General features: G+C 60.9%; 17 protein-coding genes and 1 pseudogene. 14 read left to right on the top strand and 4 right to left on the bottom strand.

The genetic code is table 11. The annotated features are described in order from the left end of the window. The first annotated feature begins 27 nt into the window (after positions 1 to 27). Complete coding sequence (locus tag L6637_RS42460; RefSeq protein ID WP_276575785.1) at positions 28 to 348, top strand: SDR family oxidoreductase; 321 nt, start codon at positions 28 to 30, stop codon at positions 346 to 348. Positions 349 to 370: 22 nt separating this feature from the next. Here L6637_RS42460 and L6637_RS32610 read toward each other — a convergent pair whose 3' ends face one another. The 3 genes from L6637_RS32610 to L6637_RS32600 form a co-directional block, all read right to left on the bottom strand. Next, positions 371 to 1,048, bottom strand: a complete 678-nt coding sequence (locus L6637_RS32610; RefSeq protein WP_237873115.1) for an HAD family hydrolase — start codon at positions 1,046 to 1,048, stop codon at positions 371 to 373. Between the two features lie 494 nt (positions 1,049 to 1,542). Beyond that, positions 1,543 to 1,764 carry a hypothetical protein gene (locus tag L6637_RS32605; RefSeq protein WP_237873113.1) on the bottom strand — a complete coding sequence of 74 codons (222 nt, stop codon included), beginning with the start codon at positions 1,762 to 1,764 and terminating at the stop codon, positions 1,543 to 1,545. A 705-nt stretch (positions 1,765 to 2,469) separates the two neighbouring features. Beyond that, positions 2,470 to 2,709 carry a hypothetical protein gene (locus L6637_RS32600; protein WP_164935701.1) on the bottom strand — a complete coding sequence of 80 codons (240 nt, stop codon included), beginning with the start codon at positions 2,707 to 2,709 and terminating at the stop codon, positions 2,470 to 2,472. A 469-nt stretch (positions 2,710 to 3,178) separates the two neighbouring features. Between L6637_RS32600 and L6637_RS32595 the strand changes: the two genes are divergently transcribed. From L6637_RS32595 to L6637_RS32580, 4 genes are all read left to right on the top strand, one after another. Beyond that, entirely contained in the window at positions 3,179 to 3,982 is an 804-nt protein-coding gene (locus L6637_RS32595; RefSeq protein ID WP_377803194.1) for a DUF72 domain-containing protein, read from the top strand. 105 nt (positions 3,983 to 4,087) lie between these two features. After that, positions 4,088 to 6,631: an excinuclease ABC subunit UvrA gene (gene uvrA, locus L6637_RS32590; protein ID WP_237873112.1), complete on the top strand. Its 2,544-nt coding sequence runs from the start codon at positions 4,088 to 4,090 to the stop codon at positions 6,629 to 6,631. A 113-nt stretch (positions 6,632 to 6,744) separates the two neighbouring features. Beyond that, positions 6,745 to 6,972: an NUDIX domain-containing protein gene (locus L6637_RS42655; protein WP_312016861.1), complete on the top strand. Its 228-nt coding sequence runs from the start codon at positions 6,745 to 6,747 to the stop codon at positions 6,970 to 6,972. Between the two features lie 322 nt (positions 6,973 to 7,294). Then, a complete protein-coding gene (locus L6637_RS32580) occupies positions 7,295 to 7,636 on the top strand; it encodes a hypothetical protein (protein WP_237873171.1) in 342 nt (113 codons plus the stop codon). Positions 7,637 to 7,753: 117 nt separating this feature from the next. Here the strand turns inward: L6637_RS32580 and L6637_RS32575 are convergent, their stop codons facing one another. Then, positions 7,754 to 7,981 (bottom strand): hypothetical protein, encoded by a 228-nt coding sequence (locus L6637_RS32575; protein ID WP_128962293.1) that lies wholly within the window; start codon positions 7,979 to 7,981, stop codon positions 7,754 to 7,756. Positions 7,982 to 8,162: 181 nt separating this feature from the next. On the opposite strand from L6637_RS32575, the gene L6637_RS32570 reads away from it, so the two are divergent. The 9 genes and pseudogenes from L6637_RS32570 to L6637_RS32530 all read left to right on the top strand — a co-directional run bounded on the left by L6637_RS32570 (position 8,163) and on the right by L6637_RS32530 (position 15,961). Next, on the top strand, positions 8,163 to 8,585 hold the full coding sequence (locus tag L6637_RS32570; protein WP_377803193.1) for a hypothetical protein: 423 nt from the start codon (positions 8,163 to 8,165) through the stop codon (positions 8,583 to 8,585). A gap of 85 nt (positions 8,586 to 8,670) precedes the next feature. Then, a complete protein-coding gene (locus tag L6637_RS32565) occupies positions 8,671 to 8,898 on the top strand; it encodes a hypothetical protein (protein ID WP_128962291.1) in 228 nt (75 codons plus the stop codon). Positions 8,899 to 8,969: 71 nt separating this feature from the next. Continuing rightward, on the top strand, positions 8,970 to 9,242 hold the full coding sequence (locus L6637_RS32560; protein WP_128962290.1) for a hypothetical protein: 273 nt from the start codon (positions 8,970 to 8,972) through the stop codon (positions 9,240 to 9,242). 147 nt (positions 9,243 to 9,389) lie between these two features. Then, positions 9,390 to 10,467 (top strand): annotated as a pseudogene (locus L6637_RS32555) (IS630 family transposase). A 716-nt stretch (positions 10,468 to 11,183) separates the two neighbouring features. Next, a complete protein-coding gene (locus tag L6637_RS32550) occupies positions 11,184 to 11,390 on the top strand; it encodes a hypothetical protein (protein WP_128962289.1) in 207 nt (68 codons plus the stop codon). Positions 11,391 to 11,526: 136 nt separating this feature from the next. After that, entirely contained in the window at positions 11,527 to 12,603 is a 1,077-nt protein-coding gene (locus L6637_RS32545; RefSeq protein WP_128962288.1) for a glycosyltransferase family 4 protein, read from the top strand. A gap of 12 nt (positions 12,604 to 12,615) precedes the next feature. Continuing rightward, positions 12,616 to 13,623: a L,D-transpeptidase family protein gene (locus L6637_RS32540; protein WP_237873111.1), complete on the top strand. Its 1,008-nt coding sequence runs from the start codon at positions 12,616 to 12,618 to the stop codon at positions 13,621 to 13,623. Positions 13,624 to 13,747: 124 nt separating this feature from the next. Then, on the top strand, positions 13,748 to 14,941 hold the full coding sequence (locus tag L6637_RS32535) for a DUF1236 domain-containing protein (protein ID WP_237873110.1): 1,194 nt from the start codon (positions 13,748 to 13,750) through the stop codon (positions 14,939 to 14,941). 396 nt (positions 14,942 to 15,337) lie between these two features. Next, positions 15,338 to 15,961: a response regulator transcription factor gene (locus tag L6637_RS32530; RefSeq protein WP_237864880.1), complete on the top strand. Its 624-nt coding sequence runs from the start codon at positions 15,338 to 15,340 to the stop codon at positions 15,959 to 15,961. The last annotated feature ends 199 nt before the right edge of the window (positions 15,962 to 16,160 follow it).

Raw genomic sequence — 16,160 nt, 5'->3', positions numbered from 1 at the left:
GGTCTCTGGGATCGGCGGCGATTGGGCATGAGCCCATACAACGCGGCGAAGGGCGTCGTGGTCAATCTGACGCGTGCCCTCGCCCTGGACCTCGGCAAGAAGGGCATCCGCGTGAACGCGGTCTGTCCCAGCCTGACGGGAACCGGCATGACGGAAGATATGATGGACGGCAAGAAGCTGCTGGCAAAGTTCGCCGAGCGGATCTCGTTGGGTGGCGTCTGCGAACCGCAGGAAGTCGCCGCGGTCATCGTGTTCCTGGCAAGCGACGACGCGAGCTTCATGACCAGTGCCAACGTCGCGGTCGACGGGGGCGTATCCGCCTCCAATGGACAACCGCCTCAGGAATAGCCGTCGAGCGTCGTCCACCGTTCTACTTTGCGAGCGCCGTGTCGTCGAAGCGTGCGTAGAGGGTGCTCGGTCCTGGGTACACTTCGACGCACCCGGCCTCCCGCGGCGAATGTTCGGTAAATCCGCCGCAGAGGACGCCGATCGTCGGGATTCCGGCCTTGCGGGCCGCGATGGCATCGTACGGCGTGTCGCCAATCGCGACCGCTTCGGCTCCTTCGATGTCTAGCTTCTTTAGCACGACCTCAAAGATGTCCGGGGCTGGTTTGGATTCGTCGACGTCTTCTGAGGACGTCGCGACGTCTACCAAACCTGAGATGGCCGCGATGTCGAGGTACTTCTTCAGTTCATCCTTCTTCGCCGAGGAAGCCACGGCGATGCGGAGACCGGTCTCGCGGACGCGCTGCAGGAGTTTCGGAACAGCCGAGAAGGGACGGACAAGGGGCAGATAAGTCGACTTGAACCAATTGCCGCGCCACTCCTCCAGATCTCTGCCGTGTTCATTCTGCTGCCGCTCGGACAGAAAAACGGGAATCAGCTTATCGCCGCCTTTCCCGATCTGGCTGCGCACTTGCTCGAAGGTGACGTCGTGACCGAACTTGACCATCGCTTCTTGCCAAGCGAGCGCGTGGAGATCGACCGAGTCCAGAAGCGTGCCGTCAAGATCGAAAATGGCTGCTTTAGGCAATTCGAGGTCCTCCATGACTAAAACTATCGAGCGACACGTACCACTCGGCGTAGCGTGTGTTCTTCACCCATGCGCCGGTTGAGGTCTGGAGCGCCGTCGTTCCAACATAAGGTCCACGGTCGCCCAGCGCGCGCTTGGCATCGTCGACGGCTCGACGCGCGGCGGATTCCGCATTCGGATCCGACGACGGCCTCGCGTCTCGATCGCTCCGGATCTCGTTCCGCTGAATTGGCGGAGCCCGGTCCTACCCTTCCTTCAACGCCGACTTGACCTCACGCACCGGCCAGCTTTCGCCCCCGCGATCACGCGGACCTTTGCGTCTCCGCCGACCAGCTGAGAACTCAGATCATCGTCGGCCGGCATGACGACGATTTCCGTCTCGGGCTTCGAGTTCAGCGCCAGATCGAGATCGCCGGGGAAATTCGCCAGCGCGAGCCATCCTCAAGCTCGACGAGGTGGCTCTCGGAGTGCGATCTGATCTTCATGGCGCGGCCCAGAGGTGCCCCGCGCTACTTCTGCCCCGATGGAGCCTGGGCGTTCGAATTATTCGGGTTTTGCTTATTGGCTTCGTGATGTCCGACCGCGCATCCCGCCGCAGCGCCAAGTTTGCCATGGCCCGCCATGTGGCCAGCGACGCCGCCAACGATGGCGCCCTTGATACATCCTTTGGCTTCCGCCGGTGAAGCCAGCGCGAGCACGGACAGGCAGATGATGACCAAGATTGTTCTCATGATCGTTCTCCGATTTGGCGACGTTCGGAGAATCAAGTCGCATGGGGGATCGTCGTTCCGCTCGGGCAGCCGATGGTCGCTGATTGCACGGTTCGCAGCCCCGGAACCTCCCATTCGTGCCTCGCTGGGGAAATTCCTGAATCCCGAGATCCGGTTTTCCTCAGGGGGGCGGACTCGGAAACGCGCGCGCGGCAAAAGGCCGGCACAGAGTCTGGGGCTTGGACGGTGGCGCTGCAATCCTCTCCGAGTCGAAGCGGCCCCGTGCGTGCTCCCGAGAAAAAGGGAACCTTAACCCACCGATCGCAACGTCATCTCAACGCCGACGGGCGAACCACAGTCCCAACACGAAGGCCGTCAGCGCGGACGCTTTCGTCATCGCTGCGGTTTCGCTGGCGTCCATGCCGTCCTCCTACGTCTAACAAAGCAAGCGTCTTGGGACCCACCGGTTCCTGGCCGACTTGCGTTATCCCCGGCGCTTGGTTTCCTTACGGTCGCTTCCACTGCCTGTTGCCCGGCCCTCGCAAGAGGAGGGGGTGCGAGCAATCGACCGCGAATAAGAACTGTCGATTGCGGCTCTCGGACGTTGACGGAACGTGCGGCGGTCGAGGCAAGAGACTGGACTGGCCCGCTGCCGCGAGCGTCGGCTGTCATCGTTGTTGAGGAATTTTGAGCGCTCCGCGACGCCGATCGCTTAACGTGCCTAGCCTAGGCAGATAGCCGCACGACATTGGCCGCCACGATCTTGCGATAGTTGTCAATCACGTGACCCGAATGCCCGCCTTGAATGAGAATGTTGCGGGCTTCCGCCATCGCGTTGACCTTTTCGTTCACCATCAGGAACATCTCTTCAGATGTGCCTTTCCCGGCCGCGATAAGCTTCAGGCGCATGTCGATGACCTGCATGGCGTCCATCATCAGCGTCAGGGCGGGATACCAGAAAAGCATTTTAGAACTCCGGGCCCAGATGTTGAGCCGATTGGCCATATGTCCCTAACCAAGCATACGGCAAAACGGTTGTTCCTAAGTCAGACCTGGCACTCCGGGACGGTATTCTTGGGCGCGAGCTCCGAGCAACGATCCAGGCACGTGGGCTGTCATCAGGAACGACACGTGCCGCTCTCCATTATCGGACGGAGGGAAACGTGGTGTCATCATCGAATGCCGACCGATTCACAAGCAAGGCGGAGGAATGTCGCCACCTGGCGGCACGGGCCGGAAGCGAAGCGGACAAGAACGCCTGGCTTCGGCTCGCTGAGGAGTGGGAAAGGCTTGCCGAGCACGCGTCTCAGGGACGGGGCATCTTCGACAGGTACGATTAGCTCAGGAATAGTCTGCCAGACATGGAGAACCTTGTCGCCTATCGTAGGCTGCTCGGGCTATCGACGATGAGAGGCATCATGTCGCGGCGCTCATCATGAGTGCCTTAGCGAGTGGTCGGCGAGGTCGGGCCAAAGCAGGGCCCGCGCTGCGGATCGGTACGGCCGGGTGGAGCATCGACAAACGCTATGCCGGCGGACTTCCAGCACCAGGAAGTCATCTCGAACGCTATGCGCGACGTCTAAACGCCGTCGAGATCAATTCCTCTTTCCGAAGAAGGCACAAACCAAGGACATACGAGCGCTGGGCGAGTTCGGTGCCTGAAGACTTCAAGTTCTCTGTGAAGCTCCCGGAAGAAATCACCCACGATCGGGGCCTGGTCGGCTGCGATGAAATCCTGAAAATCTTTGCGGCTGAAACTGCGGGCTTGGGATCGAAACTCGGGACGTGGCTCATTCAGCTGCCGCCGAAGCTCGCATTCGACGCGAAGACATTCGACGGCTTCTTCGACTTGGTCAACGGATGCAGCGATGCCATGGTCGCGGTCGAGCCGCGGAATGCCACTTGGTTCACTGAGGAAGTCGAAAGCAGATTGATTGAACGACGCGTCGCGCGGGTGGCAGCGGATCCCGCTAGGGTGCCGGGCTCCGGAGAGCCAGGTGGTTGGCGCGGTCTGGCCTATTTCCGTTGGCACGGGTCCCCCGCATGTACTATTCCGACTACGACCGCCAGGCCCTTTTCTCACTGGGGCGGCGTCTCGAAAGCGCTCGCCTTCGGGGAGCCGAGACGTGGTGCATCTTCGACAATACGGCGGCTGGGGCCGCATTGGGAAATGCTCTGGAGCTATCGTAGCTGTGGCGATGTTTCAGAGCTCGGGACCACGCAACCCGTTCCGGAATGACCAAAGAGCCAAATGAATCAACCGACGGGCAAGGAACGGGCTGTTTCGTAGGGACTTTCCCATGTCGGAGCTGCCGCGGCTTTCGCGAGCGCCTAGGGAGGTCGCATGAACAAGCTGGTCAGCTCCGTAATCGGACGAGACATCGCAGATGGCGGCTTTGTTCGCGTTCGCGGAGCTCGAGAGCATAATCTCAAGGACGTCTCGGTCGAGATTCCTCGCAATGCGCTCGTGGTGTTTACCGGCGTCTCCGGATCCGGAAAGTCGTCCTTGGCTTTCGGGACGCTGTATGCAGAGGCCCAGCGTCGCTACCTCGAGTCAGTCTCGCCGTATGCCCGGCGGCTTTTTCACCAGATGGCAGTGCCCGAGGTGGATTCAGTAGAGGGGTTACCACCCGCGGTGGCATTGCAGCAGCAGCGCGGCTCGCCGACCACGAGGTCGTCCGTCGGCAGCGTGACCACGTTGTCCAATCTGCTGCGTATGCTCTATTCTCGTGCCGGCGACTATCCGCGCAAGCAGCCCTTGCTTTATGCGGAGTCGTTCTCGCCGAACACGCCCGAGGGTGCCTGTCCCACCTGCCATGGCATCGGCCGGGTCCATGAGGTCAGCGAACGCACGCTTGTGCCCGACGACTCCCTCACCATCCGGGAACGGGCCGTGGCCGCATGGCCGACGGCCTGGCAGGGCCAGAACCTCCGGGACATCCTGGTGACCCTTGGCTACGACGTGGACCGGCCATGGCGCGAGCTTCCGAAGCGGGATCGTGACTGGATCTTGTTCACTGATGAACAGCCGACCGTGCCGGTCTACGCCGGATACACAGCAGCCGAGACGAAGCGGGCTCTGAAGCGCAAGGAGGAGCCGAGCTACCAAGGCACCTTCACGGGAGCCCGAAAATATGTCCTGCAGACCTTCGCCACGACGCAGAGCGCAATGATGAAGCGACGGGTATCGCGGTTTCTTTCGAGCTCGTACTGCCCTGTCTGCGGGGGTAAGCGGTTGAAGCCGGAGGCTCTGTCGGTCACCTTCGCCGGGATGGACATTGCTGACATCTCGCGGTTGCCGCTCAAAGGCTTTAACGAACTTCTGCGATCGCATGCGCTCAGTGGGGGCGCCGCCTCCGGCGACCATCCCGAAAAGGTTTTGGTGGTCCGGCGGATCCTCGAGGACATGCTCGCGCGCCTTGACGTATTGCTCGATCTCGGGCTCGGCTATCTGACGTCAGAACGTAGCACACCGACGCTGTCCCCGGGCGAACTGCAGAGGCTGCGCCTGGCGACGCAGGTTCGATCAAATCTGTTCGGTGTCGTGTACGTACTGGACGAGCCTTCGGCTGGTCTGCATCCGGCGGATACCGAGGCGCTGCTGCGCGCGTTGGACCGTCTCAAGGCTGCCGGCAATTCGCTGTTCGTCGTCGAACACGAGCTTGACGTTGTCAGGCGAGCGGACTGGATTGTCGACGTCGGGCCGGGCGCCGGAGAGCACGGCGGCCAGATCCTGTACAGCGGACCGCTGTTGGGCCTCGCCGACGTGAAGGCGTCGCGAACGCGATTATATTTGTTTGGTGAGGCCGAGAAGCGCATCAGAAAAACGCGTTCAGCAGCCAATTGGTTGAAATTGCGGGGAGTGGCCCGTAACAATCTTGATAGCGTCGACGTGGACATTCCCCTTGGCGTGTTCACATGCGTCACTGGAATATCAGGATCGGGAAAATCCAGTCTCATAAGCCAGTTCCTGGTGGACACGATCAGCGACGGCCTGGGCCAGCGCGTGGACGTCATCGACGATGATGACGGTCTCGAAGCCCCGATTGAGACCCTGGGTGGGGAGATCACCGAAGGGTTCGACCAGATCAAGCGTCTCGTCGTTGTCGACCAGAAGCCGATCGGGCGCACGCCCCGGTCGAACCTTGCAACCTACACAGGCCTGCTGGACCACGTCCGCAAGCTCTTTGCATCCACGAAGCAGGCGCGCGTCAGGCACTACGATGCCGGCAGGTTTTCGTTCAACGTCGCGAAAGGGCGATGCGAAACCTGCCAAGGTGAGGGCTTCGTCTGTGTCGAGTTGCTCTTCCTTCCCAGCGTTTATGCGCCTTGCCCGACCTGCAAGGGCGCTCGCTACAACGCCAAGACGCTGGAGATCAAGATTCGCGGCAATTCGATCGCCGACGTGCTTAGAATGACCGTCGACGGAGCGTTTGAGTTCTTCTCCGCCGACGAGTCGTTGCGGCGATCGCTGGGTGTCCTCAGCGAGGTCGGCTTGGGCTATATCCGGCTTGGCCAGTCTGCCACGGAGCTGTCGGGAGGGGAGGCGCAGCGTGTCAAGCTTGCCACCGAACTACAGCGGGCCCAGCGAGGGGGTACGATCTATGTTCTGGACGAGCCGACGACAGGGCTGCATCCGTCGGACGTGGCGAAGCTGATGAAGCAACTTGGCGGGCTCGTTGAGGCTGGAAACACCGTCGTCGTCGTCGAACACGACATGTCTGTCGCCGCGGCCAGTGACTGGATCATCGACATCGGCCCGGGGGCCGGCGACGAGGGCGGCAAGATTGTTGCGGTAGGTACGCCGGAGCAGGTTGCAGCCGACTCTCGAAGTCGAACGGCGCGGTATCTCGCTGATTGCATCGGCGGCTCGCTCGATCGAGCTTGAAAGGGTGTGGGTTCGGGCTTAGAGGTATTACCTGCCTGCGGCTTCATTTGGTGGAAGAGAAAGCGTGGGCGTGTCCAGCGAACTCCCGCAAGAGCCAATGTGAGCGCGGTATATTGGGCTATCGCCGTGGACCGCGCGGCTTCGAGGTGCTGCTGGTTCACCCTGGCGGTCCATTCTGGCGCAACATGGACGAGGGCGCTTGGTCGATACCGAAAGGAGAGATCGACGGTTCGGCCGAAGAGAGGGCCCATCGCGAATTTGCCGAAGAGCTCGGCCCCGCAACCACGATCGGCTCGCTAGAAGGTCTGGGAGGGGTCCAGCAGCGCGGGGCAAGCGCGTAATCGCCTTTTACGGTGAGGTAGACTTCGATGCGACAACGCTATCGAGCAACACCTCGAGATCGAGTGGCCGCTCAGGAGCGGTCGGCGCCAGTCCTTTCCGGAGATGGATTGCGCTGAATGGCCCGATCTGGAAACTGCGAGGTCGAGGATTCTGTCCGGCCAGGCTGAGCTCATTGATAGGCTCGCCGCAGCGTCATGGCGCTCTACTAACTATAGTGTCCATTGCAGTCCGTTCGACTGGCGACGCCGAGGGCTTCAAGACCATCGCGATCATCCTGGCGCAAGCGGGTCCCCGGTGAGCTATCCCGACGGTTTCGCGGCAATGGCCGATCTCAAGCGGGATATGGCGATCCTTGCGACCAGCGGCAGGGACTGGATCGAATGGACCAAGCGCATGGCGGCTCGCGTCCCCGACCTGGACATCTTCTCGCAAGGATTGATCGAGCGCTTGAACGGCGGCTGGCGCGTCAGCGAGAAGGGGCGCGCGATCCTTGCTATCAAGGAAGCACGGCCGTCCGATTCGGCGACGCGTGGCGAATCTGGTGTAATCGAGCAACCAATAGAGGGCGCTCCCCGACTTGCTGCCTCGGTACGGCTCGGGCGGCCCAACCGCCAACAGCGACGCCAAGCCGCTCGAGAACGGGCCCGCGCCAAGACCTCCTAATTGAAAGACTCCCCGATTGCTTCAGCGGCGCGGGCGGCGTTCCACCCCCAAAAGACAAACGGCCTGTCCAATCATCGGGCAGGCCGTCCGAGCGAAAGTCACACGTGAGTTCAGGAATTACTGCTCGGTGCAGACCTTAGTGGTCTTCACGGCTGACTCCGCTTCGGTCTTGGTCTTGTAAACGCCGTCGCCTACCACGGTCGTGGTGGTGGTCGTGGGCTTGGTGTCCACGACGGTGCACTTCTTGGTCGATGCATCGCGCACAACGTAGAATTCGGCGGCGCTGGCGGCCTGGGTGGCGAAGGCGAAGGCGGCGAGAGCGCCGCACAGGATCAGCTTCTTCATGATTTCTCCTCCAATGGTCTCTTAGTAGTCATCGCCAACGGCATGGTGGGCCGGAGGTTCCGCTTATTCCCGATGACCATACAGGCGAGCAGCAGTGAGTTAGCAGGAAAGCGCCATCATTTCGGAGGGAACAACTGCCGAAAATTCCCGTTGATTCCGCAGCCGCTAATGCTGCGGCCGATTGCGGGTGATGATGCCTCTGCTTAGATATTTTTTGTTCACCGGGAGCGTCCTACTGGCGCTGCTTTCCGTCGCCGATCGCTATCTTCCGCCGTCGTCCGAGACCGTCGCGCCGATCGACGTCGACCGCTCCATCATCCGGATCCGCTCGGCGCAGCATCTCCCCGAAAAGATCGTGTTCAACACTGCGCATCCGCCCGTCGTCGTGGCAGCCGCGCCACTCGTGAAGGATCCCCGCGACGACAATCTTAGGCGGTCGGTGGCGATGGCCACGGACGAGGTCTCTTCGCCGGCCGGACCGTCGCGAATATCGGCGGCAAAAGGAGTGCCGCAGCGTCACGCGGTCCACCCCCAACGCCGAGTCCGGAAGGAGCCCGAGCGTAGACTGGTTGCAGAAGATCGCGGATTGTTTGGCGCATGGTGAATGAAACGAACGTGGAAGGCGGGCGAGCCCCCCGCAACGAGGTGGTTGTGATCGGGATAGGCGGAACGAACTTTAGGAGAGAAATATGAAAGCAATCGGAGTGACTGCGGCTGTCGTGCTGAGTGCGATGGTGACGCTTGCGGGGCCAGCGTCGGCAAGGTTGGGAATGGCGCCATCATCTGCCCCGCAGGGCGAAACGGTGATCCAAGTCCGCGGGGGCGGACACGGCCTTGGGCACCATGGCTGGCATGGCGGACGCGGGCATCATTACGGCTGGTTCAGGGGCCGCGGCAACCCGCATCGCTATCGTTGACGAACCACCGTGACAGAGGCGCCGCAGCGCGTGCGCCTCTGCCACGGGCGCTTGGAGAGAAGCGAAGCAACATGGATCAGAAGAAACCGCTCAAACAGGTACTGTCAGATATTCGATCAACCGGCGCGCAAAATCCACCCGCGGCCACTTCGTCAGCGAACTTCGAGCATCTGAGCGACCAGAGCATACTACGTCTGTACGAAAGCATACGCCATCAGGTGGAGGCCGATAGAGCGATGGGCGGCAGGTATCGCCTGGTCGGAGAGGCGGCCAAGACGAGAGCGCAGGTGCTGCGGGCCGCATTACTGCAGCGTGGACTGCAATTCAAGGAAATCCAATGGTAGCAGGAAGAAGTCCGCCCGCTCTTCACGCGCCGTAAAGGTCGATCTCCACGGCGATCCGAATGGTTTCTAGTGTCTTGAATCTGAAGTTCAGCGGACTCCAAATCGACTCGAAGATGGCGGACTCTCCCCTTTTGGGGAGGATTGGTTATGGGTCGACGCTTTGCTCCGCTGGAACTGGATGAGGTTGAACTCACAGAGTTGAGGTCGTTAGCCGCGCGCCGAAGCACGGCCCAAGGCTTGGCGCAGCGGGCTCGGATCATCTTGGCCTGCGCTGAAGGCGAGCAGAGCAAGGTAGTTGCGGCCCGCCTGGGTATCGATCAGGACACGGTCGGCAAGTGGCGCTGGCGCTTCGCCGAGCATCGGCCTGAAGGTCTTTGGGACGAGCCGCGATCGGGAACGCCGCGCACGATCGAGGATGCCCGGATCGAAGCGGTAATTGTCCGCACCCTTAAGACGAAGTCGCCTGACGCTACCCACTGGAGTTCGCGGGGTATGGCGCGGGCCAGTGGGCTATCAGTCTCAACAGTCCAGCGGATATGGCGTGCCTTTGGCCTGCAGCCGCATCGGTTGGAGACCTTCAAACTCTCAACCGACCGCGACTTCGTCGCCAAGGTGCGTGACGTCGTCGGCCTCTACGTGGCTCCGCCCGAGCCTGCTATCGTGCTGTGCGCCGACGAGAAGTCGCAGATCTAGGCGCTGGACCGCAGCCAACCCATGTTCCCGATGCGACCTAATCAGGCGGCGCGACACAGTCACGACTACAAGCGGCACGGCGTCACCTCGTTGTTTGCCGCGCTCGACATTGCAACAGGGCGGGTCATCGGCAAGTGCTATGGACGCCATCACGCCAAAGAGTTCCGCAAATTTCTCGATTCGAAGCCGTTGTTCCGGGCGATCTGGACGTCCATCTCGTCATGGATAATTACGCAACCCACAAGACGCTGCTAATCCGCAACTGGCTGGCAAAGAGGCGCGCTGGCACGTGCATCTGACGCCTACAAGTGCGTCCTGGCCCAATCAGGTCGAACGCTTCTTTGCCCTCATCACAGAGCGCAAGATCAGGCGCGGCATCTATCGCAGCGTAGCGGCGCTACGGGCCGAGATTACGTCCTTCATCGAACTTCACAACGCAGACCCACGGCCGTTCCGTTGGACCAAATCAGCCGACGACATTCTCCGCTCAATCGAACGCTTCTGCGCTTACAACTCGCCCGCGAAGGTCTAAAATGCCACGAACTTTTGGTTCAGGAAACTAGCGCCGAGTTTGGTTTTGAGCATGGACGTCGAATTGGCCGCCGTCTTGTAGGAAACGCCGAGTTCTGAGGTGACTTCCGCGATCCGGCGACCTCGCTCCAACAGATGTCAGAGAAGCAACGGTCTGCTCCCAAAGGCGAGAGGAGATGAAGCGCTCTCCCGCGCCGCTGCGCCAGTTCGGGTCCGGATCGATCGGAAGACCAGTGTCGATCACGGTCACGTCGGAATGCTTCCTGCAAAAAGCCAAGATAGCCGGTATTTGCTGCGGACGCTTCCGAATCGGGACGGAAGCGTCCGCAGCAAACAGGGATCAGCAGCCCCATATGACCACTCGATGATCATCGAGATCAATACCTGCACGATCGTCGTCCTATGCGTCAAGAAGGGCTTCGGAGGGAGAATGTCGAACTCGATTGGAGTTTCCTGGTAACGGCAGCCAATCTTTGAGCGGTCCAGGACGCATTCTTAGCATTCTTCTTCAAGAGACGTCCCCTCAACTGGAGCGATCGCAGCTTCTGAGCCGCGCGTCCTCGGCATGATGGGATTAAGCTTCGGCGACGAGGGCGACTTCCATCATTGAACCTGGCTTCTACGCAATCTCGTCTCGCCCATTAGTTTTCCGGGAAAAAGTGGAAACCTTGGCCGTGGCAGGAGTTGCCGTCGACCAGTGTTTGACGGAGCCGGAAGATGGTCGACGACATCCCGCTGAAAAAAGCCGTGGATACCGTGTGGTCCCTCTATAGAGCGAAACATCGCGACATCGATGCTGCTGACAGCCGTCGCTGTTTGATGGAACGTCATCTTCAAGGAAGGTGCGAGGCGCGCGTAAACGAGGTCGACGAACTCACCGGGTTCGGCCTTGCGTACCTCGACCGTCTCCCAGACGAATGTTGAGGCTCATGGAGACCTTCGCCAAGCGAATTGCCGAGGGCACCGCCCGACCGGAGTGGACGCTCCTAGCAATCTCCGAACTATTATCGATTGCCGTCGTGCTGCTGCTCCGATCGTTTTTTCCGGTTTAGGGGCATTCATGCGCATAGCTCAGCTGGCCCCCCTTGCCGAGAGCGTTCCTCCCAAGCTCTACGGAGGCACCGAGCGGGTCGTGGCTTGGTTGGTGGACGAACTGGTCGAGCTCGGACACGACGTTACACTCTTTGCGAGCGGCGATTCCAGGACGAAGGGCCGGCTCCATCCGGTATGGCCGCACGCTCTGCGCTTGGGGCGTCAGGGCGTCGATCCCAACGCGGCTAGCGCGGTGCTGCTGGAAGCCATCGCCAAGCACGCAAAGGATTTCGACGTGATCCACGCGCACATCGATTGGCTGCCGCTTCCGCTGCTGAGCCGTCTTGATGTCCCCTTTCTGACAACGATGCATGGGCGGTTGGACCTTCCGGGCCTTGCCGACGTCGTAAGACAATTTCCCGGGGCCGGTTTCGTCTCGATATCGGACAATCAACGCGTGCCGCTCCCAGAAGCGAACTGGATTGCCACCATTAGGCATGGCCTACCGTCCAACCTGTTCAAGCCGTCTTTCAGCCCTGGATCCTATCTCGCCTTCCTCGGCCGCCTCACCAAGGAGAAAGGCCCTGAGGATGCGATCCGGATCGCGCGGGCGACCGGGCGCCCGCTGCGCATCGCCGCCAAGATCCCACGTGGCGAGACCGGATACTTCAAAAAGAGCCTCGAACCGCACATCGACGGCCGCGCGGTCCAACTTGTGGGAGAAGTGAACGACGCCAAAAAGCAGCCGTTCCTCGCCGACGCCGCGGCCCTCCTGTTTCCGATCGATTGGCCAGAGCCTTTCGGTCTCGTCATGATCGAGGCGATGGCCTGCGGAACTCCCGTGATCGCCTACCGATCCGGGTCCGTGCCCGAAGTCGTCGAGGACGGCGTGACGGGTTTCATCGTCGAAAACGAAGACCAAGCGGTAAGGGCGGTTGGTGACCTTGGCCGTCTGGACCGGCGCACGGTGCGCGCCCGCTTCGAAGCGCAGTTCGCGGCAGGCCGAATGGCGCGAGATTATGAACGCGCATACCGCAATCTGATCGCCGCATCGAGCGCCAAGGAAGCCCGTTTTCGCGAGGATCCGGACTCATCAAAGCCATGAAAAGGTAGGGCCATGTGGTTCAAAAAAGCCAAGCTGGTTGCCGTGCTGCTGATGGTCGTGGCCCGGCCGGCGTGGAGTGCCGAGATGGGGTCCGCCGCCATCGATGCTGCCGAACCGACGAACAAGACCTTATCGAACACAAAGCCGACGCCGGCGGGGGTTCGCCTGCAGGTGCTGCTCGACCGGGCCAAATTTTCGCCAGGCGAGATCGACGGAAGGTTCGGCGAAAACGCCAAGAAGGCGCTGAGGGCCTTCGCGGAAGCGCACCAGCTGTCAAGCTCGGACATTCCGACTGATGACGTCTGGAACGCACTCCACCCCGATGATCGGCGGGTCACGGCAAATTACACCATCACGCAGCAGGATATCGCCGGGCCGTTTCTGAAAAAACTCCCTTCAAAGATGGAGGAAATGAAGGACCTGCCGAATCTCGGCTTCACCAGCCCGCGAGAAGCATTGGCCGAGAAATTCCATATGAACGAGGAACTACTGTCGGCGCTCAATCCCGGACGTCGCTTCGACCGTGTCGGAGAGACCATTGTCGTCGTAGATGTCGGCGGTGAAGAAGCCGAGGCGTCCTCGAAAGCGGACAGGGTCGAAGTCGACAAAAGCCGTCAGACGGTGAAGCTGTTCGACAGGTCGAATGCGCTGATCGGCTTCTACCCGGCAACGGTTGGAAGCGAAGAGAAGCCCTCGCCGACCGGGACCTTGAAGGTGACCGAGATCGATAAGAACCCGACCTACCGGTACAATCCGGACTATCATTTTAAAGGCGTCCGCTCCCGAAAACCTTTCACCATCAGGCCAGGTCCCAACAACCCGGTGGGCACGATGTGGATCAACCTTTCCGCCGAAGGATACGGGATCCACGGCACACCGACGCCGGGCAAGGTTTCGAAGGCGGAATCCCATGGATGCGTCCGCTTGACGAACTGGGATGCGGAGCGGGTCGCCGCACGCGTGGCGAAAGGTACAGTGGTCGCTTTCCTAGAGAGTTCCGATCGAAAACAGAGACCTTGAGCTATGCCGGGGATATGGGAGCTTTCCTCACATCAAGAGGCAACTGCCACAATTTCCCGAATGGAACATCGCGACTTTTGGAACGTTCGCCCCGGTCGTTTTTCGAACGTCGAAGGAGTCGAGAATGCGTAGAAATCTGTTGCTCTCCACCGCGGCCATCGGGCTCATGCTGTCGTCCGGTCTCGCTTACGCTCAGTCGTCGAGCGATCGAAAAGAAGAACCGAGGCGCGCCGAAGAACCCGCCAAGGGTGCCGTGCAACGCGGCCAAGAATCGACCCAAGAGCGTCAGCCGAGCGCGCAGTCGCGCGGCGAACGCGCGCAGGGCCGCGAGGAGCAGGGCCGTCCCGACACGGCGGAGCACAATCTGCCCAAAGGCAGCGAACAGGCCAGGGATTCTCGGGAGTCGCGTGAACCGAAACGTGACGCCGAGAGGGCGAAGCAGGGTCGCGAAGACAGCAAGTCCAGCGCCGAGACGAGGGAGAACTCCCCGACTCAGAAATCCGCAGCAGAGACGGAGAAATCCAAGAGCGGAGCCGCCGGCCAGCAGAAGGAGCGGGCGGGCGCGGCGAACCAGAGCGAGCGGAACCGGCCGACCCGGAATTCTGCGGAGAAGCAGCCCTCCGAACAGCAAAGCCGCCCGTCGACTGCGACGGATACGAACCGCCCCGCCTCGACCGGCAATGCGCAAAACACTTCGCCAGCGGGCGGCGCTCAGACCAACCAAGCCACTCGGGAAAACGGAGTGCAGGGCGATCGGCAGGCCCGGACCACGCCGGAAAAGCAGGTGCGCTTGTCGGAAACGTTCAGTCGTGAAAGGCTGGCCGCACCGGAACGCGATCTGAACATCTCGATCCGGGTCGGCGAGGCGGTGCCCGAGCGTGTCCGCCTGAATCGGCTTCCGCCCGAAGTCGTGTCGATCGAACCGGAGTATCGCGACTACGAATACTTCACCACGGACGACGACATCGTCATCGTAGAGCCCGGCACGCATCGGATCGTCAGCCAGGTGCCTCGCGACCCCTCACGCGCGCGCGCCGAAATGAACGGAGGATCGCAGTCCAGCGGAGCAAGCACGACGGTGGCCGGCGGCAACGTGAATTGCAAGATCATGCGTCGTGATGCATCAGGAAACGTCGTCGAGGTCGAGCCTTCGACGGTCGGTTCCAGCGCCCGCTCCGATTCGTTGAGCGTGACCGTCCAGCTTCCAGGCGGCGGTTCGTCAGGGCCGATCGCTTTGGGAGCTCCCTCCGGCGATGTCGTGGTCGCGACCCAAGGGCAAAGCGACTGCACGGTAACGCTCGAGCCGCAGACACGGTAACGGCAATCCTCATTCAAGCGGCCGTCCCTTGGTGACGGCCGCTCCATCTGAACGGCGGTTCCTGTCGGACAGGATTTCGTTCCGTCGAAAGTTCGCGACAGAGCCGATCCAACCAGCCAAACTCTCTTCATGTGCCGCTTAGATACTTTCCTGTCCCGGGATGTCCCGAAGAGCCTTCCAGCTGGTCCGCTCGAAAGCGAGACGCCGGTCGGAATGCAATTGCCGAGCGCGTCGGATGCGGGCTGGGCCGAAAGGAACGAGCTGCCCAGATCTTCTGCAATTTGCGGCTTCTTCGGTCGGCTCGCGAGAAGTCCGTTCAGATACTTGAACATTACAGTGCTCGCGACCTCTCCACAGTTGAGGAAGTAACAACGTGCTAATACAGACCAGATCGACATGCGGGTACTGATCGTCGACGACCATCCCGTTGTCGTGATCGGCTGCCGAGCCTTGTTTGAGTCGGACCCCTCCGTTGAGATCCTGGAGGCTTCCGATGCAAAGGACGGCCATCGTACGTACTTGCAGAAGCATCCCGATGTCACCGTGGTTGACGCGAGGCTTCCAGACGTTACTGGCTTCGAGTTGGCCCGGCGAATCCGCAGGGATGATCCGGCCGCTAAAATAGTCATGCTCAGCGTGAGCGAAGATCCGGCGTTTGTGGTGCGCGCTGTTGAGATGGGCATTCAAGGATATGTCTCAAAAAGCGATGATCCCCGGCTTTTGGCCACGGCCATTCGGAAGGTTGCAGCCGGTGAGCGCTTCGTCTCACCGCGTTTGGCAGAGACGACGACCTTCGCGGGAGCGGCGGTCAAGGCTAGTCCCTTGACACAGATGAGCCCACGCGAACTCGAGATCCTGAGGCTTTTGGGTCGCGGCGGCCGCATCTCAGAAGTCGCGTCCGAACTCGGCATTTCATATAAAACCGTTGCCAACACGACCTCCGTGCTGAAGTCGAAGCTCGGCGCAAAGAATCACTCCGATCTCGTCCGGATTGCAGTCGAGATCGATTTGCACCGCTGAAGAAACGGTTGGGGCCCGTTTTTCGGCCATAAGCGCATTAGAAATTCTACGAAACGCGCTTCCATCCTTGATCGCAAATGCGGGGGTACAGAGATCGCTTCAAGTTGCATCTCCGCGGAGCGGTAACCTCTGACGGACGGATAAGAGGCAATCCATTTGGAGCCGTCACTACTGAACGACCTCATCGTCAAACTGTCCG

Source organism: Bradyrhizobium zhengyangense, from assembly GCF_022012435.1.
Lineage (GTDB): Bacteria > Pseudomonadota > Alphaproteobacteria > Rhizobiales > Xanthobacteraceae > Bradyrhizobium > Bradyrhizobium zhengyangense.
Note: the sequence above shows the minus strand (reverse complement) of the source record. Positions and strands in the feature narration are given on the sequence as shown.

Coding starts and splice junctions, on each gene's coding strand:
- L6637_RS32595 (WP_377803194.1), top strand. CDS start 3,179: ATGAGTGCCTTAGCGAGTGGTCGGCGAGGTCGGGCCAAAGCAGGGCCC.
- L6637_RS32530 (WP_237864880.1), top strand. CDS start 15,338: ATGCGGGTACTGATCGTCGACGACCATCCCGTTGTCGTGATCGGCTGC.
- uvrA (WP_237873112.1), top strand. CDS start 4,088: ATGAACAAGCTGGTCAGCTCCGTAATCGGACGAGACATCGCAGATGGC.
- L6637_RS32610 (WP_237873115.1), bottom strand. CDS start 1,048: ATGGAGGACCTCGAATTGCCTAAAGCAGCCATTTTCGATCTTGACGGC.
- L6637_RS32545 (WP_128962288.1), top strand. CDS start 11,527: ATGCGCATAGCTCAGCTGGCCCCCCTTGCCGAGAGCGTTCCTCCCAAG.
- L6637_RS32565 (WP_128962291.1), top strand. CDS start 8,671: ATGAAAGCAATCGGAGTGACTGCGGCTGTCGTGCTGAGTGCGATGGTG.
- L6637_RS32600 (WP_164935701.1), bottom strand. CDS start 2,709: ATGCTTTTCTGGTATCCCGCCCTGACGCTGATGATGGACGCCATGCAG.
- L6637_RS42460 (WP_276575785.1), top strand. CDS start 28: ATGAGCCCATACAACGCGGCGAAGGGCGTCGTGGTCAATCTGACGCGT.
- L6637_RS32540 (WP_237873111.1), top strand. CDS start 12,616: ATGTGGTTCAAAAAAGCCAAGCTGGTTGCCGTGCTGCTGATGGTCGTG.
- L6637_RS32560 (WP_128962290.1), top strand. CDS start 8,970: ATGGATCAGAAGAAACCGCTCAAACAGGTACTGTCAGATATTCGATCA.
- L6637_RS32535 (WP_237873110.1), top strand. CDS start 13,748: ATGCGTAGAAATCTGTTGCTCTCCACCGCGGCCATCGGGCTCATGCTG.
- L6637_RS32580 (WP_237873171.1), top strand. CDS start 7,295: ATGGCCGATCTCAAGCGGGATATGGCGATCCTTGCGACCAGCGGCAGG.
- L6637_RS32575 (WP_128962293.1), bottom strand. CDS start 7,981: ATGAAGAAGCTGATCCTGTGCGGCGCTCTCGCCGCCTTCGCCTTCGCC.
- L6637_RS32550 (WP_128962289.1), top strand. CDS start 11,184: ATGGTCGACGACATCCCGCTGAAAAAAGCCGTGGATACCGTGTGGTCC.
- L6637_RS32605 (WP_237873113.1), bottom strand. CDS start 1,764: ATGAGAACAATCTTGGTCATCATCTGCCTGTCCGTGCTCGCGCTGGCT.